The sequence below is a fragment of the Pseudomonas sp. NPDC090203 genome, from assembly GCF_044746765.1.
In the GTDB taxonomy this organism is placed as follows: domain Bacteria; phylum Pseudomonadota; class Gammaproteobacteria; order Pseudomonadales; family Pseudomonadaceae; genus Aquipseudomonas; species Aquipseudomonas putida_AD.
In genome coordinates this window covers 365,865-381,636 of sequence record NZ_JBIVCV010000002.1, presented here as the reverse complement: position 1 = coordinate 381,636, position 15,772 = coordinate 365,865, and the positions used below count along the sequence as shown (strand labels likewise).

Below are 15,772 nucleotides of genomic sequence, written 5' to 3'. Positions count from 1 at the left end.
TGGGGTGGGCGCCGGCGGGGCGGGGTTGGTTTTCCCCCCCCCCCCCCCCCCACACCCCCCCCCCCCCCCCCCCCCCCCCCCCGCTCCTACAAGACGGCGGCGGGCCGGATTGGGGGGAAAGCTCACTTCTTCTTGAACGAATAGAACAGGTTCGGCTCGCTGACCATATAAAGGGTGCCTTCCTCGTCCATCGTCACGCCCTCGGCGCGGGGGATGGTGCGGTCCAGGCCGTTGAGGCCGCGGATCAGGCTCATGAAGCTGACCTTGTTGCCCTTCTCGTCCAGCTCCAGCAGCAGATGCGACTCCGCCGACAGCGCCAGGAGGTGCCCAGTCTTCTGATCGACATGCAGCGCCGAGAGGTTGCGCATGATGAGGTTGCCGGTGTCAGGCAGCTTCTGCTTGTCGCCTTTCAACACGGCGCTGCCGTCGGATTTCCAGCTGAACAGTGCCGGCGGACGCTCCTCGCCCAGCAGGATCTGCTGGTTGCGCGCATCCCAGGCCACGCCTTCGAAGGCCTTGTTCTGGTCAACCGACGGGCCCAGGTCATACTTGGGGAAATCGGCGATGTTCAGGCTCTTGGTCTCGGGCGTCACAGTGACCATGGTCATCAGGTGCTGACGCTCGTCGACGATGGCCAGCAGGCCATTGCCCAGCACCGCCACGCCCTCGGGGTTGCTCCAGCCCACCAGCGGGATCTTGCGCAGCACGTCGCCGGTCACGCTCAGCTCCGCGAGGAAAGCGTTCTTGCCCATGACCGAGTACAGGGTCTTGGTGGACGGGTCATAGGCCAGGTCCGAAGCCTCGTCCTTTTCCAGCCCGGCCAGCGGTTTGCCATCGATCACCACGCGATAATCCGGCAGCCAGATGCTCGCATCCTTTTGCGCAGAAGAGACCGTCTGTTCGCGCAGCCACAGCAACCCGCGATCATCCCAGTGCCAGGCGTAAGACAAGCCCACGAGAATCACCACCAGGGCGATCAGCGACCAGCCCCCTATGGAACGCAGGGTGCGCTTGGGTTTGTTCAGTGGCAGGGTGTTAACGGTCATCGAGACAATCCTGAAAAATCCATTGGCACAGCGTCGGTGCGCTGCGGTCGGCGAGGAATTATCCGGATCACGTGTGAAAAAAACGGCAATCCGGATGCTCTCGTTACATCCACTTACTGAAAACAAAAAAGCCGCCTGCAATCTCTCACAGGCGGCCTTTCAGTGAAACGGCGAAGATCAGCGCACGTCGCTTTCGAAACGGCTTTGCCCCGGCAACTCGAGCACGATCTGGTCGCCCACGTTGAACGGCCCCACGCCCGCCGGCGTGCCGGTCATGATCAGGTCGCCCGCCTGCAGCGAGAACTGCGACGCCATGTGCTGGATCATCGGCACGATGGGGTTGAGCATCTGGCTGCTGTTGCCGTCCTGGCGTACTTCGCCGTTGACGGTCAGGCGAATCGCGATGTCGGTCAGGTCCGGGTAGGCATCGGCAGACACGAACGGCGCAATCACCGCCGCGCCGTCGAACGACTTGGCGATTTCCCACGGCAGGCCTTTTTCCTTGAGCTTGGACTGCACGTCGCGCAGGGTCAGGTCCAGGCCCGGAGCGAAGCCGGAAATGGCATCCAGCACTTCTTCGCGGCTCGGGTTCTTGCTCAGGGACTTGCCGATCAGCACAACGATTTCAGCCTCGTAATGCACCGATCCACGGTCCTCTGGAATGCTGAAACCACCCTCGATTTCCACCACGCAACTGCCCGGCTTGATGAACAGCAAAGGCTCGGTCGGCACCGGATTGTCCAGCTCCTTGGCGTGTTCGGCGTAGTTGCGGCCGATGCAGACCACCTTGCCCAGGGGGAAATGGACCTTGGTCCCGTCGATGTATTTGTGCTGGTAGCTCATTGAGCGCTCCTGAGTGCGTTTGGCAGCGGGTGCAGCTTACACCGCAAAGATCTTGCCCGGGTTCATGATGCCGTTGGGGTCGAAGACAGCCTTGAGCGCCTTCATGTAGTCGATTTCCAGCGGCGAGCGGCTGTATTCAAGGTAGTCGCGCTTGACCAGCCCCACGCCATGCTCGGCGGAAATCGAGCCGTTGTACTTCTCGACGATCTCGAACACCCACTTGTTGACCTTCGAACAGGTGGCGAAGAACTCGGCCTTGTCCAGGTTCTCGGGCTTGAGGATGTTCAGGTGCAGGTTGCCGTCGCCGATGTGGCCGTACCAGACCACTTCGAAATCCGGGTAATGCTCGCTGACGATGGCGTCGATCTCCTTGAGGAAGGCCGGCACTTTCGAGACGGTCACGGAAATGTCGTTCTTGTAGGGCGTCCAGTGGGAAATGGTTTCGGACAGGTATTCGCGCAGCTTCCACAGGTTCTGCAACTGCTGCTTGCTCTGGCTCATCACCCCGTCGATCACCCAGCCCTGCTCCACGCAATGCTCGAAGATTTCCAGCGCCTGGTTGGAGACGTCCTCGTTGACGGCTTCGAACTCCAGCAGCGCATAGAACGGAGTTTTGGTGGCGAAAGGCTCGGGCACGTCGCCACGGGCCATGATTCGGGCCAGGCCCTTGTCGGAAAAGAACTCAAAGGCTGTCAGATCCAGCTTGCCGTGGAAGGCGTGCAGCACCGGCATGATCGAATCGAAGTCAGGGGTGCCGAGCACCATGCAGGTCAGGTTCTTCGGCTCGCGGTCCAGGCGCATCGTGGCCTCGACCACAAACCCCAGGGTGCCTTCGGCGCCGATGAACAACTGGCGCATGTCGTAGCCAGTGGCGTTCTTGGTCAGGTCCTTGTTCAGCTCAAGGATGTCGCCCTTGCCGGTGACGACTTTCAGCCCCGCGACCCAGTTGCGGGTCATGCCGTAGCGAATGACCTTGATCCCGCCGGCATTGGTGCCGATGTTGCCGCCAATCTGGCTGGAACCTGACGAAGCGAAGTCCACCGGGTAATACAGCCCGTTCTCCTCGGCGAAGTTTTGCAGTTGCTTGGTGATGACGCCCGGCTGGCAACGCACGGTGCGGTCGGTGGCGTTGAGTTCGAGAATCTGATTCATGTAGTCGAAGGAAACCACGACCTCGCCGTTGGTCGCCACCGCCGCTGCCGAAAGCCCGGTCCGGCCACCCGAGGGCACCAGCGCGACCTTGTGCGCATTGGCCCAGCGCACGATGGCCTGGACCTGCTCGACCGTCTTGGGGAACACGATTGCACTGGGCGCCGGGGCAAATTGCCGGGTCCAGTCCTTGCCCCAGGCTTCGAGGGATTGCGGGTCGGTCAGCACCTTGCCAGGCTCGACCAGACCCTTCAGTTCTTCCATCGCGGCAACGTCGGTCATCAGCAGAACTCTCGGATTATTCATGATTATCCTGAGAACGCTTCACGTCGCAGGAACGGGTATTTAGCGGGGCACATATGCTAGCATACCGCCCCCGCAGAGACGTGCCTGAGGCCGACTCTCGGTGGCGCCATTGCGCCGCGAGGCAGCTTGCGCTGTCCATTTCCTGCCAATTTCTCCGGGACACAGGTTTACGCAGATGAGCAAGACTTCCCTCGACAAGAGCAAGATCAAGTTCCTTCTTCTCGAAGGCGTCCACCAATCCGCCGTCGACGTCCTCAAGGCCGCCGGTTACACCAGCATCGAGTACCACACCAAGTCTCTGCCGGAAGCCGAGCTGAAGGAAAAGATCGCCGATGCCCACTTCATCGGCATCCGCTCTCGCACCCAACTGACCGAAGAAATGTTCGACTGCGCCAAGAAACTGGTCGCCGTTGGCTGCTTCTGCATCGGCACCAACCAGGTTGACCTGGACGCTGCCCGCGAGCGTGGTATCGCCGTATTCAACGCGCCGTACTCCAACACCCGCTCCGTGGCCGAGCTGGTACTGGCCGAGGCCATCCTGCTGCTGCGCGGCATCCCTGAGAAGAACGCTTCCTGCCATCGCGGTGGCTGGATCAAGAGCGCGGCCAACTCCTTCGAGATCCGTGGCAAGAAACTGGGCATCATCGGCTACGGCTCGATCGGTACTCAGCTGTCGGTCCTGGCCGAGAGCCTGGGCATGCAGGTGTTCTTCTTCGACCCGCTGACCAAGCTGCCACTGGGTAACGCCACTCAGGTCACCAGCATGACCGAGCTGCTGGGCCTGGCTGACATCGTGTCCTTGCACGTGCCTGAACTGCCGTCCACCCAGATGATGATCGGCGAGAAAGAAATCCGCGCCATGAAGAAAGGCGCGATCCTGATCAACGCCGCTCGCGGCACTGTGGTTGACCTGGACGCCTTGGCCGACGCGATCAAGGACAAGCACCTGATCGGCGCCGCCATCGACGTGTTCCCGGTCGAGCCGCGCTCCAACGACGACATCTTCGAAAGCCCGCTGCGTGGCCTGGACAACGTGATCCTGACCCCGCACATCGGCGGCTCCACCGCCGAAGCCCAGGCCAACATCGGTCTGGAAGTGGCCGAGAAGCTGGTCAAGTACAGCGACAACGGCACTTCCGTGTCTTCGGTCAACTTCCCTGAAGTGGCCCTGCCGGCTCACCCTGGCAAGCACCGCCTGCTGCACATCCACGAAAACATCCCGGGCGTGCTGATGGAAATCAACAAGGTGTTCGCGGAAAACGGCATCAACATCTCCGGTCAGTTCCTGCAGACCAACGAGAAAGTCGGTTACGTGGTCATCGACGTCGACGCCGAGTACTCGGACCTGGCGCAAGAGAAACTGCAGCACATCAAAGGCACCATCCGCAGCCGCGTGTTGTTCTAAGCCTTTTGCTGCAATGAAAAAGGAGACCTTCGGGTCTCCTTTTTTTTGTGCCTGCCAACACCAAACGCTGTAGGAGCGCGCTTGCCCGCGACCGCGATGTGCCCGTCACGTCAACGTCCTCTGACACACCGCTGTCGCGGGCAAGCGCGCTCCTACAAGGGGGGCGCCCGTTATTTCACGGTAATGGTGATCTTCTGCGACTCCACCGGCGGGTTCAGCGGGATGTGGCTCTTGTCGCCCACCAGCAGCTGCAAGGTGTGCTGGCCAGGGGTGAGGTTAAGCTCGGTTTCGGTCTGGCCCTTGCCGAAGTGGCGGATGTTGTCGGTGGTGGGCAGCGGCGCGTTCATGTCCGGCTGGTCCTTCACGTCGATCAGCAGGTGATGGTGCCCGGTGTCCGGCACATCCACGCCAGCCGGCGCGACGCCCATGCCCTTGAGCCCGAACTGCACCTTGAACGTGCCATTGACCGTCGCGCCGTCCTTGGGCGAGATGATGTACACCTCGGCGCCGGCGGGCGATGCAGTGCGCGGCACATCGGCGGCCTGCACCATGAATGCAGAGCCCAGCAGCAGGCCGGCCAGGGCAGTTCTTGCAAATAGCGTCTTCATGATCTCTCCCGTTTTTATCGATGCCGACAATCGGACCTTGATCCAGCCCGTCCGGTTCACGACTTCACCTTAGCCCGATCTGGCACGGCGACGGCCGGGAGAGTGAATTTATGTCGAAGATTTCATCTTTTACAGCTCGAACGGCTCGTTGCCGCGCCGACGGAACCAGCCGGTCAGCGACAAGCGCTCGTGACAGGCAGGCAGCACCTCGTGGGGCATGTCACCGGACATGAACACCACCAGGCAGCCACCCAGCGGCGGCACGTCGAACTCGGGCGCGTTTTTCGGGAACATGCGCAACTGCCCGCCATGCTCGGGCTGCCAGGCGTCATTGAGGTAGATCACCGCCGAAACCATGCGCTTGTCATCGTCCCGGAAACGGTCGACATGCTTGCGGTAGAACGCCCCCGGCGGATAGAGCGCGAAGTGGCACTCAAACTCTTCCAGGCCAAGGAACAACCCGCGATTGAGCGCCTGGCGCAGGCTGTCCATCAGTTCCAGATAGCGGTCGCAGGGCGCGGCCTGCCCCGGCTCGATCCACTGGATATGATCGCCGCGAATCCCCTCGCGCACTTCCTGCGCCGCGCCGCGCCCCACGGCAGCAGGCGCAAGCTCGCCCTGAACCGCGCGCGTGCGGCATTCAAGGGCCAGCTCGCGGGTCAGGTCCGGCGTGAGAAAGAGGTTCTGCTGCGACCAGCCACGTTCGGCCAGGTCGTCGACGATGCGTAACAGCAGTGGATCATCAGGGGATAGGGACATGCCGCGCATAGTATCCATACGCCGGGCAATCCAACAGCTCCTGCGGTCCGCTGGACGAGGAATATTTTTCGCAGTGTATAAACAGGCAGGCGCTTTAAACGCAGGATCGTCGAACCCATCGGTTTTCTTGGGGTCTGGCAACTGTTAACTCGACAAATCCCCGCCGCGCCGTCGAGAATAGCGGCTTGCCGACAGGAGTCACTAATGCGCCGTCTGTTTTTCCTGCTGTTGATGTTCTGCACCATGCCTGTCTGGGCAGACGTCCATGACCAGCTTTACAAGATCGCTGGTTGGCCGGATCAACGCGCGCACTTCAACGATGCCCTCAAGGCCGCCCAGCAGCGCTACAAGAACAGCCTGCCGCCTGCCGTGTTCGACGCCCTCGTCAGCAACAGCAACCAGCGTTTCGCCCCTCAGGCCATGGATCAGCGCGCCGAGCAGAAACTGCGCCAGACGCTGGCCGATCCCAACCCGGCGCTGCAGTTCTTCCAGTCGCCGCTGGGACGCAAGATCGTCAACGCCGAGCTGACCGCCACCCGCCCCGATCAACTGGCAAAGAACGCCCAGGGCCTGCCCCACATGCAGGCCGACGACAACCGTCTGCTGATCATCGGCCACCTGGCCAATGCCCTGCCGGCCAAGGAGGCAGGCGCCGAAGTGAGCCTGGCGATTGCGGGCGTGGCTGCTGACAGCCTGAGTTCGATGATTCCGGGCCTGATGGGCGGCGGCACGACTCAGGCCATGCTCGACGGCCAGCGCCAACGCCTGATGGGCCAGATCGCCAATGACATGAGCAACACGCTGCTGTACGTGTATCGGGATCTGTCCGACGCCGAGCTGGACGAGTTCGCAACCTTTGCCGAATCCGCCGAAGGCAAGGCCTACTACCAGGCCGCACTGGCCGCGATTCGCGCGGGCTTGGCGGTTGGGCAGCCGGTAAAGTAACCGCTCCTGACACCCTAATTCCTGTAGGAGCGCGCTTGCCCGCGACGGCGGTGGGACTGTGGCATTGGAGGCGCTGACACACCGCCGTCGCGGGCAAGCGCGCTCCTACAAGCCTGGTCGGGGTGAGACTCACCCCATCCGCTGGGTCAAGAACCTGAAAAACTGCAGCCGCAATTCCGGCAACTCATTGGCCAGATGATGCCGTGCTTCATGGAGCATGAAGATCTGCGGATGGTCGAACTTGTCCTTGAGCACCGCCAGGTTGTGGTTCCAGTCCACGGTCATGTCCGACTCGCCCTGCACGATCAGCGGGCTGCGGGGGCTGCGCGGGGCGCTTTCGATGCGTTCGATCCATTTGGCCAGCGCGCCGACCCAGGCCGTAGGTAGACGCCTGGGCTGCAAGGGGTCCGCCATGAGGAACGGCATGAAGGTCGGCACATTGGTGTTCTCGCTGAAGCGCCGGTCGATGCCTTTGACGAACGCCCGCAGCAGGTAATAGCTGACCTTCGACCAGGTCCAGCCCCGTGGCCGCACCAGCGGCGCCAGCAGGATCGACTGCCCTTGAATCGGGCTCTGGTCTCCATGATTGAGCAGGTGATCGATGACAATCGCGCCACCGGTGCTCTGCCCGCACAGGTGCCAGGGCTGGGGCAAGTCCAGGGCTTTTGCCTCGACGAACAACCGCTCGAGCACCACCTGATATTCGGCGAAATCAGTAATGCTCGCCCGCGTTCCGCTGGACAGGCCATGGCCCGGCAGGTCGCAGGAGATCACGGCATAGCCCAACTCCAGCGCCCACTCGATCACATGGCGATACAGGCCCATGTGGTCGTAGAAGCCATGCACCAGGACCAGCGTCGCGACCGGCTTTTCAGGTGTCCACAACTGGGTGACGATTTCGTATCCGCCGACTTCGAAACGCCCCAGCCGGCTGCTCACCCGCCCTTCGCTGCCCAACCCGGCCATGCTGTAGAACCGCTGGTAGGCCTGCCCGTCATCGGAGAGCGCGAGGTTCTCCACCAGGGGCTTGAGGCCGGCTCGCAGCCGGTCGGGGTCGAACGTGTTGGACATCGGTATTCCAGATCAGGCAGATGGAGGTCAAGGAGTGATCGTAGCTGCGAGTTTCATCTGTCCGCCAAGGCGTGGCAAGCTACGGCACCCAAATCGAAGCCACCCCATGACTGCTCACTCACGCACCCGACGTCGCACCGTTTTCATCGCGCTGGCCGCCTGCATCTGTGCCGCAGCCCTGTGGTGGGCCTATGGGTGGTTTGAGGGCCGATACGTTCGAGCGTTCAGTGACCAGACGGCATTGTTTGCAGGCGATGTCCTGAGCCTGCCGCCTGAACTGGCGGGGCCGGGCCGCATTCGCGTCGTGCATTTCTGGGACCCGGCCTGCCCGTGCAATGTCGGCAACCAGCAGCATCTGAGTGACCTGGTGGCGCAATTCTCGGGGGCCGGTGGCGTCGATTTCTACGCCGTACGCAAGCCCGGCAGCCAGGGCCAGTTGCCTGCGACACTGGATGCGATCAAACCCTTGAACAGCCTGCCCGGCGCCGAACGCATCAGCGCAAGCCCCGCTGTTGCGATCTGGGACCGCCAGGGCCGGCTCGCCTACTTCGGTCCCTACAGCGAAGGGCTGGTGTGCAACTCGAAGAACAGCTTCATCGAGCCGATCCTTCAGGCGCTGCTGCAGGACAGACCGGTCAGTGCGACGCACACCATGGCGGTGGGCTGCTACTGCCCCTGGGCCCCCGAAACCCCGTAGCAGCACGGCTTGCCGGCGGGGCGGTAGGTCTGACACAGATGAGTTGACTGACACACCGCCCCCGCCGGCAAGCCGTGCTGCTACGGGCGACTCAATGGGTGTCTTTGTAATCGATCACGTAGGGCAGCTTCTCACTCGCCGTCTTGCTCAGCGCCTTGTGCTTGACCGACTTGAATCCCCCCAACTGCTTCGCGCTCATGCCGCCGCCGATTGATTTGCTCACCGGCGGCTCCACCATCAGGTCGCTCGCCGCCTCCAGCGCACGGTGGTAGCCGCTGCGCTCGCTCAGATTGAAGTCAGCCAGCACCAGCCGCCCTCGCAGCCAGTCTGCCCAATAGAATTCGAGAAACTCCGGCGACACATCCCCCGCCTTTGGTTTGTCGTACGCCGCGCCGCGCACGAAGTAGACGATGCTGCGCATGATGTCGTTCTGCATCGACTTCAAACCCACATGGGCAGGCAACTGATCGGGCGCCAGCGACTGGCCGTTGCCATCCTTGAGCCAGACCTTGTGCGCCTGCTGCATGCGTTTCCAGAAGGTCGGCATATCGGCGCTGTCGCTGAAATCGTCGGTGATGCGCACCTTCATTTTCATCTGCGGCCCGGCGCCGGGTTGCTCCCACAATGCGCTGAAGGTGTGGTGCCCGTCGGTGAGGTAGAACTGCCCGCCGGGGCCGACCACCACGGTCTTCATGTCCTGAGGATGGGCATTGGGCTCGTCCTTGCAGGCGAAGCTCTCGGGCTTGAGCGGATCGGCAGCCTCATCGACGCGCCTGGCTTCATCCTGGCCGTTGCTCTCGCAGATTTCGTCAAAGAGCTTCTGACGATCCTTGGCGAAGCGTTCGAGCTTGTAATACACCTGATCGAAGCCAATGACCGCCTGGGTCGGATGGACCTGCTCGAGGCTGACCTCGACGATGTCACCAGGCTTGGGCGCGGTGAAGGCCAGGGCCTGGGTGCAGGACAGGGCCAGCAGCAGCGTCAGGGCGAGGGAGGGAATCCGCATGGTTCAAGACTCTTATGGGCATGGGCTGAGCTTAATGCAATAAGCACCTGACACAACCCGACACTTGTAGGAGCGCGCTTGGTCTGGGCCGCATCCGGACGATGGCGGCCTGTCTGAAACGCATACGGCGACTGACACGACGCCATCGTCCGGATGCGGCCCAGACCAAGCGCGCTCCTACAGGCTGTGGCGCATAGTGCTGCTACACAGCCCCGCGACAAATCTGTAGCCTTTCGCCTTCCCGACGATCTTTAGAGCCTCTGCATGAAACGCAGCCTTTCCGTCATTGCCTTTGTGGTCGTCCTGATTGCAGGTAGCGGCGCCTGGTACATCCACGGCAAGCAACCGGTACGCGATGGCGAGATCGCCCTGCCAAAGCTCCAGGCGCCGGTCACCGTGCGTTACGACGAGCGCGGTGTGCCGCACATCAAGGCCGAGAATCAGGATGACCTCTACCGCACCCTGGGCTATGTCCACGCTCAGGACCGGCTGTTCCAGATGGAAATCCTGCGCCGCCTGGCCCGTGGTGAACTGGCCGAGGTGCTGGGGCCCAAACTGGTCAACACCGACAAATTGTTCCGCAGCCTGCGTATCCGCGAGCACGCTGACGCCTACGTCGCCCGCCAGGACAAGAACACACCGGCTTGGAAGGCGCTGCAAGCCTATCTGGACGGCGTTAACCAGTTTCAGGCGACTCACCCCAAACCCATCGAGTTCGACGTGCTGGGCATCGAAAAGCGCCCGTTCACGGCAGAAGACACCCTGAGCATCGGTGGGTATCTGGCCTACAGCTTCGCCGCCGCCTTTCGTACCGAGCCCTTGCTCACTTACGTACGCGATCAACTGGGCGCCGACTACCTGAAAACCCTCGACCTGGACTGGCAGCCCCAAGGCGCCCTGCACCCCTCACCCGCGCTGACCAGCAAGGACTGGAAAGGCCTGGGCGACCTGGCCCTGCTCAGCCAGCAGGCCCTCGAAGATGCCGGCCTGCCGCAGTTCGAAGGCAGCAACGCCTGGGCGGTGTCGGGCAGCCGCACCCAGAGCGGCAAACCCCTGCTGGCCGGCGACCCGCATATCCGCTTCTCGGTGCCGGCGGTCTGGTACGAGGCGCAGCTGTCCGCCCCGGGCTTCGAGTTGTACGGCCATTTCCAGGCGCTCAACCCCTTCGCCCTGCTGGGCCACAACATGGATTTCGGCTGGAGCCTGACCATGTTCCAGAACGACGACGTCGATCTGATCGCCGAGAAGGTCAACCCTGACAACCCCAATCAGGTCTGGTACCAAGGCGCCTGGGCCGACATGACCTCGCGCATCGATCAGATCAAGGTCAAGGGCCAGTCGCCGATCAGCTTCACCCTGCGCCAGTCGCCCCACGGCCCGATCGTCAATGACGTGCTGACCGCCAGCGGCATTCAGGAGCACGCCGACACGCCGGTCGCCATGTGGTGGTCATTCCTGGAATCCGAGAACCCGATCCTGCAGGGTTTCTATGAGGCCAACCGCGCCGACACCCTGGACAAGATGCGCAGCGCCGCCGAGAAGATTCATTCTCCGGGCCTGAACGTGGTCTACGCCAACGCCCACGGCGACATCGGCTGGTGGGCCGCCGCGCAACTGCCCAGAAGGCCGGAGGGCGTGAACCCGGCGTTCATCCTCGACGGCAGCACCGATCAGGCCGACAAGAACGGCTTCTACCCTTTCAGCGCCAACCCGCAGGAAGAAAACCCGGCGCGCGGGTACATCGTCTCGGCCAACTTCCAGCCGGTATCGCCCCTCGGGATCGAGATTCCCGGCTACTACAACCTGGCCGAGCGCGGTCGCCAGCTGGACAAGCAACTGAGCGACAACAGCGTGAAGTGGAATCTGGACAACAGCCAGGCGCTGCAACTGGGGACCCGGACCGACTACGCCGAGCAGATTCTCAAGCCTTTGCTGCCGGTACTGCGTCGTGTGGTCAGCGACCCCGAAGAGCATGACCTGCTCGAACGCCTGGCCGCCTGGAAGGGCGACTATCCGGTGGATTCGGTCGGTGCCACGCTGTTCAACCAGTTCCTGTTCAACCTCTGCGACCAGACCTTCCGCGACGAACTGGGCGACGCGTTGTTCTCGACGCTGATTTCAACACGTGTCATCGACATGGCGCTGCCCAGGCTTGCCGCCGACGAACACTCGCCGTGGTGGAACAATCGCAACTCCAATGAACCGGAGAGCCGCGACCACACGGTCAAGGTCGCCTGGCATGCGGCGGTTTCCCACCTCAAATCCCTGTACGGCCTCAATCCCGAGGAATGGACCTGGGGCAAGGCGCACACCCTGACCCACGAACACCCGCTGGGCCGCCAGCCGCCGCTGGACATGCTGTTCAACGTCGGACCCTTCGCCGCCCCCGGCACCCATGAAGTGCCGAACAACCTCTCAGCGAGCATCACCACGGCACCGTGGCCAGTGACCTACGGCCCCTCGACCCGCCGCCTGATCGACTTCGCCGACCCCGCCCATGCGCTGGGCATCAACCCGGTGGGCCAGAGCGGCGTGCTGTTCGACAAGCACTACGCCGATCAGGCACAGGCCTACGTCACCGGGCAGTACAGACCGGAACGGTTCAGTGAGGGGGATGTGGCGGGGAATAGCAGGGAGGTGTTGAGGTTGGTGCCGCCCCGATAACACCACCCCCCTGTAGGAGCGCGCTTGCTCGCGAAGGCGGAGTGTCAGCCAACATCCAAGCACCTGACCCACCACCATCCCCGTAGGAGCGCGCTTGCCCGCGACGGCGGAGTGTCAGCCAACATCCAAGCATCTGACACACCACCATCCCTGTAGGAGCGCGCTTGCCCGCGACGGCGGAGTGTCAGCCAACATTGATCTGGCAGGCACTCCGCAGTCGCGGGCAAGCGCGCTCCTACAGGGTTGGCCACGCGATGGTGGCCAACCTGACTTCAGATCAAGCCGCTTCCGGCGCCGGCGCGCGGCGTACGTCCGGCTGTTTCCAGCCATCAGCCGCTGCTTCTTCAATCGCCTGCTGAATCGCACGCTTGCGGGCGTTTTCAGCGCGGCGGGTGAAGAACCATACCAGGAAGGTCGCGATCGACACCGCCAGCAGGATCAGACTGGCAATGGCGTTGATCTCAGGCTTCACGCCCAGGCGCACCGCCGAGAACACTTCCATCGGCAGGGTCGTCGAGCCAGGCCCGGAGACGAAGCTGGCCAGTACCAGGTCATCCAGCGACAGCGCGAACGACATCATGCCGCCCGCTGCCAGCGATGGCGCGATCATCGGGATGGTGATCAGGAAGAACACCTTCCACGGACGCGCCCCCAGGTCCATCGCAGCCTCTTCGATGGACATGTCCAGCTCACGCAGGCGGGCCGACACCACCACCGCCACATACGCCGCACAGAACGTCGTGTGGGCGATCCAGATGGTGACGATGCCACGCTCCTGCGGCCAGCCGATCATCTGCGCCATGGCCACGAACAGCAGCAACAGCGACAGGCCGGTAATCACCTCAGGCATGACCAGGGGCGCCGTCACCAGCCCGCCGAAGAACGTGCGGCCCTTGAAGCGGGTCACACGGGTCAGCACGAAGGCGGCCATGGTGCCCAAGGCCACTGCGGCGATGGACGTGTAGCAGGCGATTTCCAGCGAGCGCATCACCGCGCTCATCAACTGTGTGTTGTCCAGCAGGCCCACGTACCACTTCACCGACCAGCCGCCCCACACCGTCACAAGCTTGGAGGCGTTGAACGAGTAGATCACCAGGATGACCATCGGGGCGTAGATGAAGATCAGGCCCAGCACCAGCATCAGGTTCGAGAATCGGAAGCTTCTCATGCTTTGCCCTCCAGTTCTTTGGCCTGGCTACGGTTGAACAGAATGATTGGCACGATGAGGATCAACAGCATCACCACCGCAAGCGAAGACGCCACCGGCCAGTCGCGGTTGTTGAAGAACTCTTGCCACAGGACTTTACCGATCATCAGCGTCTCGGGGCCGCCCAGCAATTCAGGGATGACGAACTCGCCCACCACCGGAATGAACACCAGCATGCAGCCGGCGATGATGCCGTTCTTGGACAGCGGCACGGTGATCTTCCAGAAGCTGTTGAAGGTGCTCGAACCCAGGTCCGATGCCGCTTCCAGCAGGCTCTGGTCGTGCTTCACCAGGTTGGCGTACAGCGGCAGGATCATGAACGGCAGGTACGAATAGACCACGCCGATGTAGACCGCCAGGTTGGTGTTGAGGATCTGCAACGGCTCGCTGATCACACCCAGCCACATCAGGAAGGCGTTGAGCAGGCCATTGTTGCTGAGGATACCCATCCAGGCATAGACGCGGATCAGGATCGCGGTCCAGGTCGGCATCATGATCAGCAGCAACAGCACGGTCTGCATTTCCTTGCGGGCAATGGAAATGCCGTAGGCCATCGGATAGCCGATCAGCAGGCACAGCAAGGTGCTGAAGAAGGCCATCTTCAACGAGCCCAGGTACGCCGAGATGTACAGGTCATCGCCGGTCAGCAACGAGTAGTTGGCGAAGTTGAGCACGATGTCGAGCTTCTGCTCGGCGTAGGAGAAGATCTCGGTGTACGGCGGAATCGCGACGTCGGCTTCAGCGAAACTGATCTTGATGACGATCAGAAACGGCAGCGCGAAGAACAGGAACAGCCACAGGAATGGAACCCCGATGACCGCCTGACGGCCATTGGGCGTGATGCGTTGCAGCGTGCGTTTGAGTTTTCGGATTTTCATGAGCGCAGTACCACGCCGCTGTCGTCTTCCCACCACACGTAGACTTCATCGTCCCAGGTAGGACGCGCGCCACGGCGTTCGGCGTTGGCCACGAAAGACTGAACCAGCTTGCCGCAGGCCAGTTGCACGTAGAACACCGAGTGACCGCCCAGGTAGGCGATGTCGTGGACCTTGCCGCGCGACCAGTTGTATTCGTAGGTCGGCTGCTCGGTGGTGATGAGCAGTTTCTCCGGACGAATCGCGTAGGTGATCTGCTTGTCTTCCACCGAGGTGCTGATGCCGTGGCCGACGAAGATATTGCGTTCAAGCTCGGGGCTGCGGATCAGTGCGTGGCCTTCCATGTCCTCGATGACTTCGCCGTCGAACAGGTTGACGTTACCGATGAATTCGCAGACCAGGCGGCTGGTCGGGGTCTCGTAGATGTCCACCGGGCTGCCGATCTGGGCGATCCAGCCCAGGTGCATGATCGCGATGCGCTGGGCCATGGTCATGGCCTCTTCCTGGTCGTGGGTCACCATCACGCAAGTCACGCCGACGCGCTCGATGATCTCCACCAGTTCCAGTTGCATCTGCGAGCGCAGTTTCTTGTCCAGTGCGCCCATGGGCTCATCGAGCAGCAGCAGCTTCGGCTTCTTGGCCAGCGAGCGGGCCAGTGCCACGCGCTGACGCTGACCACCGGAAAGCTGGTGTGGCTTGCGCTTGGCGTACTGGGTCATCTGCACCAGCTTGAGCATCTCGGCCACGCGGGCGTCGATCTCGGCCTTGGGCAGTTTGTCCTGCTGCAGGCCGAAGGCGATGTTCTGCGCCACGGTCATGTGTGGAAACAGCGCGTAGGACTGGAACATCATGTTGATAGGACGTTCGTACGGAGGCATGTCGGTGATATCGACGCCATCGAGGAAAATGCGCCCCTCGGTCGGCCGCTCGAAACCGGCCAGCATGCGCAGCAACGTGGACTTGCCCGAACCAGAACCGCCAAGCAGGGCGAAAATCTCGCCTTTGTTGATCTGCAGAGACACATCGTCCACAGCAACCGTCTCGTCGAACTTTTTGGTGACCCGATCGATTTTGACCAGCACCTGTTTAGGTTGCTGACCACCCTCAAGGGCTTTTTTGTAGGCGCCGGAGGCAACTGCCATGGGTGAAACTCCCAACTGTTTTTGCACCCGGCCACTACGGCCGGGCGCC

14 protein-coding genes are annotated in these 15,772 nt (G+C 62.2%); 4 read left to right on the top strand and 10 right to left on the bottom strand.

The genetic code is table 11. From position 1 onward, the window contains the following. Positions 1-122: 122 nt before the first annotated feature. The 3 genes from ACIPO9_RS04635 to ACIPO9_RS04625 form a co-directional block, all read right to left on the bottom strand. The gene (locus ACIPO9_RS04635; RefSeq protein ID WP_400779079.1) at positions 123-1,046 is read right to left on the bottom strand and encodes an SdiA-regulated domain-containing protein; all 924 of its coding nucleotides are present in this window, start codon (positions 1,044-1,046) and stop codon (positions 123-125) included. 177 nt (positions 1,047-1,223) lie between these two features. Beyond that, the gene (locus tag ACIPO9_RS04630; protein ID WP_274133136.1) at positions 1,224-1,889 is read right to left on the bottom strand and encodes a fumarylacetoacetate hydrolase family protein; all 666 of its coding nucleotides are present in this window, start codon (positions 1,887-1,889) and stop codon (positions 1,224-1,226) included. 36 nt (positions 1,890-1,925) lie between these two features. Continuing rightward, a complete protein-coding gene (locus tag ACIPO9_RS04625; RefSeq protein WP_400606353.1) occupies positions 1,926-3,320 on the bottom strand; it encodes an FAD-binding oxidoreductase in 1,395 nt (464 codons plus the stop codon). A 199-nt stretch (positions 3,321-3,519) separates the two neighbouring features. Between ACIPO9_RS04625 and serA the strand changes: the two genes are divergently transcribed. Then, on the top strand, positions 3,520-4,749 hold the full coding sequence (serA, locus tag ACIPO9_RS04620; RefSeq protein WP_400779077.1) for a phosphoglycerate dehydrogenase: 1,230 nt from the start codon (positions 3,520-3,522) through the stop codon (positions 4,747-4,749). Positions 4,750-4,919: 170 nt separating this feature from the next. On the opposite strand, the gene ACIPO9_RS04615 is transcribed toward serA, so the two are convergent. Together ACIPO9_RS04615 and ACIPO9_RS04610 are read right to left on the bottom strand one after the other, a co-directional pair. Next, positions 4,920-5,300 (bottom strand): DUF4399 domain-containing protein, encoded by a 381-nt coding sequence (locus ACIPO9_RS04615; RefSeq protein ID WP_400779240.1) that lies wholly within the window; start codon positions 5,298-5,300, stop codon positions 4,920-4,922. Positions 5,301-5,486: 186 nt separating this feature from the next. Next, positions 5,487-6,125 (bottom strand): 2OG-Fe(II) oxygenase, encoded by a 639-nt coding sequence (locus ACIPO9_RS04610; RefSeq protein ID WP_400779239.1) that lies wholly within the window; start codon positions 6,123-6,125, stop codon positions 5,487-5,489. 195 nt (positions 6,126-6,320) lie between these two features. On the opposite strand from ACIPO9_RS04610, the gene ACIPO9_RS04605 reads away from it, so the two are divergent. Further along, positions 6,321-7,061 (top strand): DUF2059 domain-containing protein, encoded by a 741-nt coding sequence (locus ACIPO9_RS04605; RefSeq protein ID WP_274133139.1) that lies wholly within the window; start codon positions 6,321-6,323, stop codon positions 7,059-7,061. 129 nt (positions 7,062-7,190) lie between these two features. Here ACIPO9_RS04605 and ACIPO9_RS04600 read toward each other — a convergent pair whose 3' ends face one another. Then, complete coding sequence (locus tag ACIPO9_RS04600; protein ID WP_400779075.1) at positions 7,191-8,132, bottom strand: alpha/beta hydrolase; 942 nt, start codon at positions 8,130-8,132, stop codon at positions 7,191-7,193. 106 nt (positions 8,133-8,238) lie between these two features. Here ACIPO9_RS04600 and ACIPO9_RS04595 point away from each other — a divergent pair, with 106 nt between their 5' ends. After that, positions 8,239-8,829: a DUF6436 domain-containing protein gene (locus ACIPO9_RS04595; protein WP_400779074.1), complete on the top strand. Its 591-nt coding sequence runs from the start codon at positions 8,239-8,241 to the stop codon at positions 8,827-8,829. 91 nt (positions 8,830-8,920) lie between these two features. On the opposite strand, the gene ACIPO9_RS04590 is transcribed toward ACIPO9_RS04595, so the two are convergent. Then, complete coding sequence (locus ACIPO9_RS04590) at positions 8,921-9,835, bottom strand: ParB/Srx family N-terminal domain-containing protein (protein WP_400779072.1); 915 nt, start codon at positions 9,833-9,835, stop codon at positions 8,921-8,923. 264 nt (positions 9,836-10,099) lie between these two features. On the opposite strand from ACIPO9_RS04590, the gene ACIPO9_RS04585 reads away from it, so the two are divergent. Then, complete coding sequence (locus tag ACIPO9_RS04585; RefSeq protein ID WP_400779070.1) at positions 10,100-12,499, top strand: penicillin acylase family protein; 2,400 nt, start codon at positions 10,100-10,102, stop codon at positions 12,497-12,499. A 277-nt stretch (positions 12,500-12,776) separates the two neighbouring features. Here ACIPO9_RS04585 and ACIPO9_RS04580 read toward each other — a convergent pair whose 3' ends face one another. Genes ACIPO9_RS04580 through potA form a run of 3 tightly spaced genes read right to left on the bottom strand, consistent with a single transcriptional unit; the run spans position 12,777 to position 15,723 of the window. Beyond that, positions 12,777-13,667, bottom strand: a complete 891-nt coding sequence (locus ACIPO9_RS04580) for an ABC transporter permease subunit (protein WP_274133144.1) — start codon at positions 13,665-13,667, stop codon at positions 12,777-12,779. Further along, positions 13,664-14,584 carry an ABC transporter permease subunit gene (locus ACIPO9_RS04575; protein ID WP_274133145.1) on the bottom strand — a complete coding sequence of 307 codons (921 nt, stop codon included), beginning with the start codon at positions 14,582-14,584 and terminating at the stop codon, positions 13,664-13,666. Before ACIPO9_RS04575 ends, ACIPO9_RS04580 begins: the two co-directional genes overlap by 4 nt. Beyond that, on the bottom strand, positions 14,581-15,723 hold the full coding sequence (potA, locus tag ACIPO9_RS04570; protein ID WP_274133146.1) for a polyamine ABC transporter ATP-binding protein: 1,143 nt from the start codon (positions 15,721-15,723) through the stop codon (positions 14,581-14,583). The genes ACIPO9_RS04575 and potA overlap by 4 nt, the downstream gene beginning before the upstream one ends. Positions 15,724-15,772: the final 49 nt, after the last annotated feature.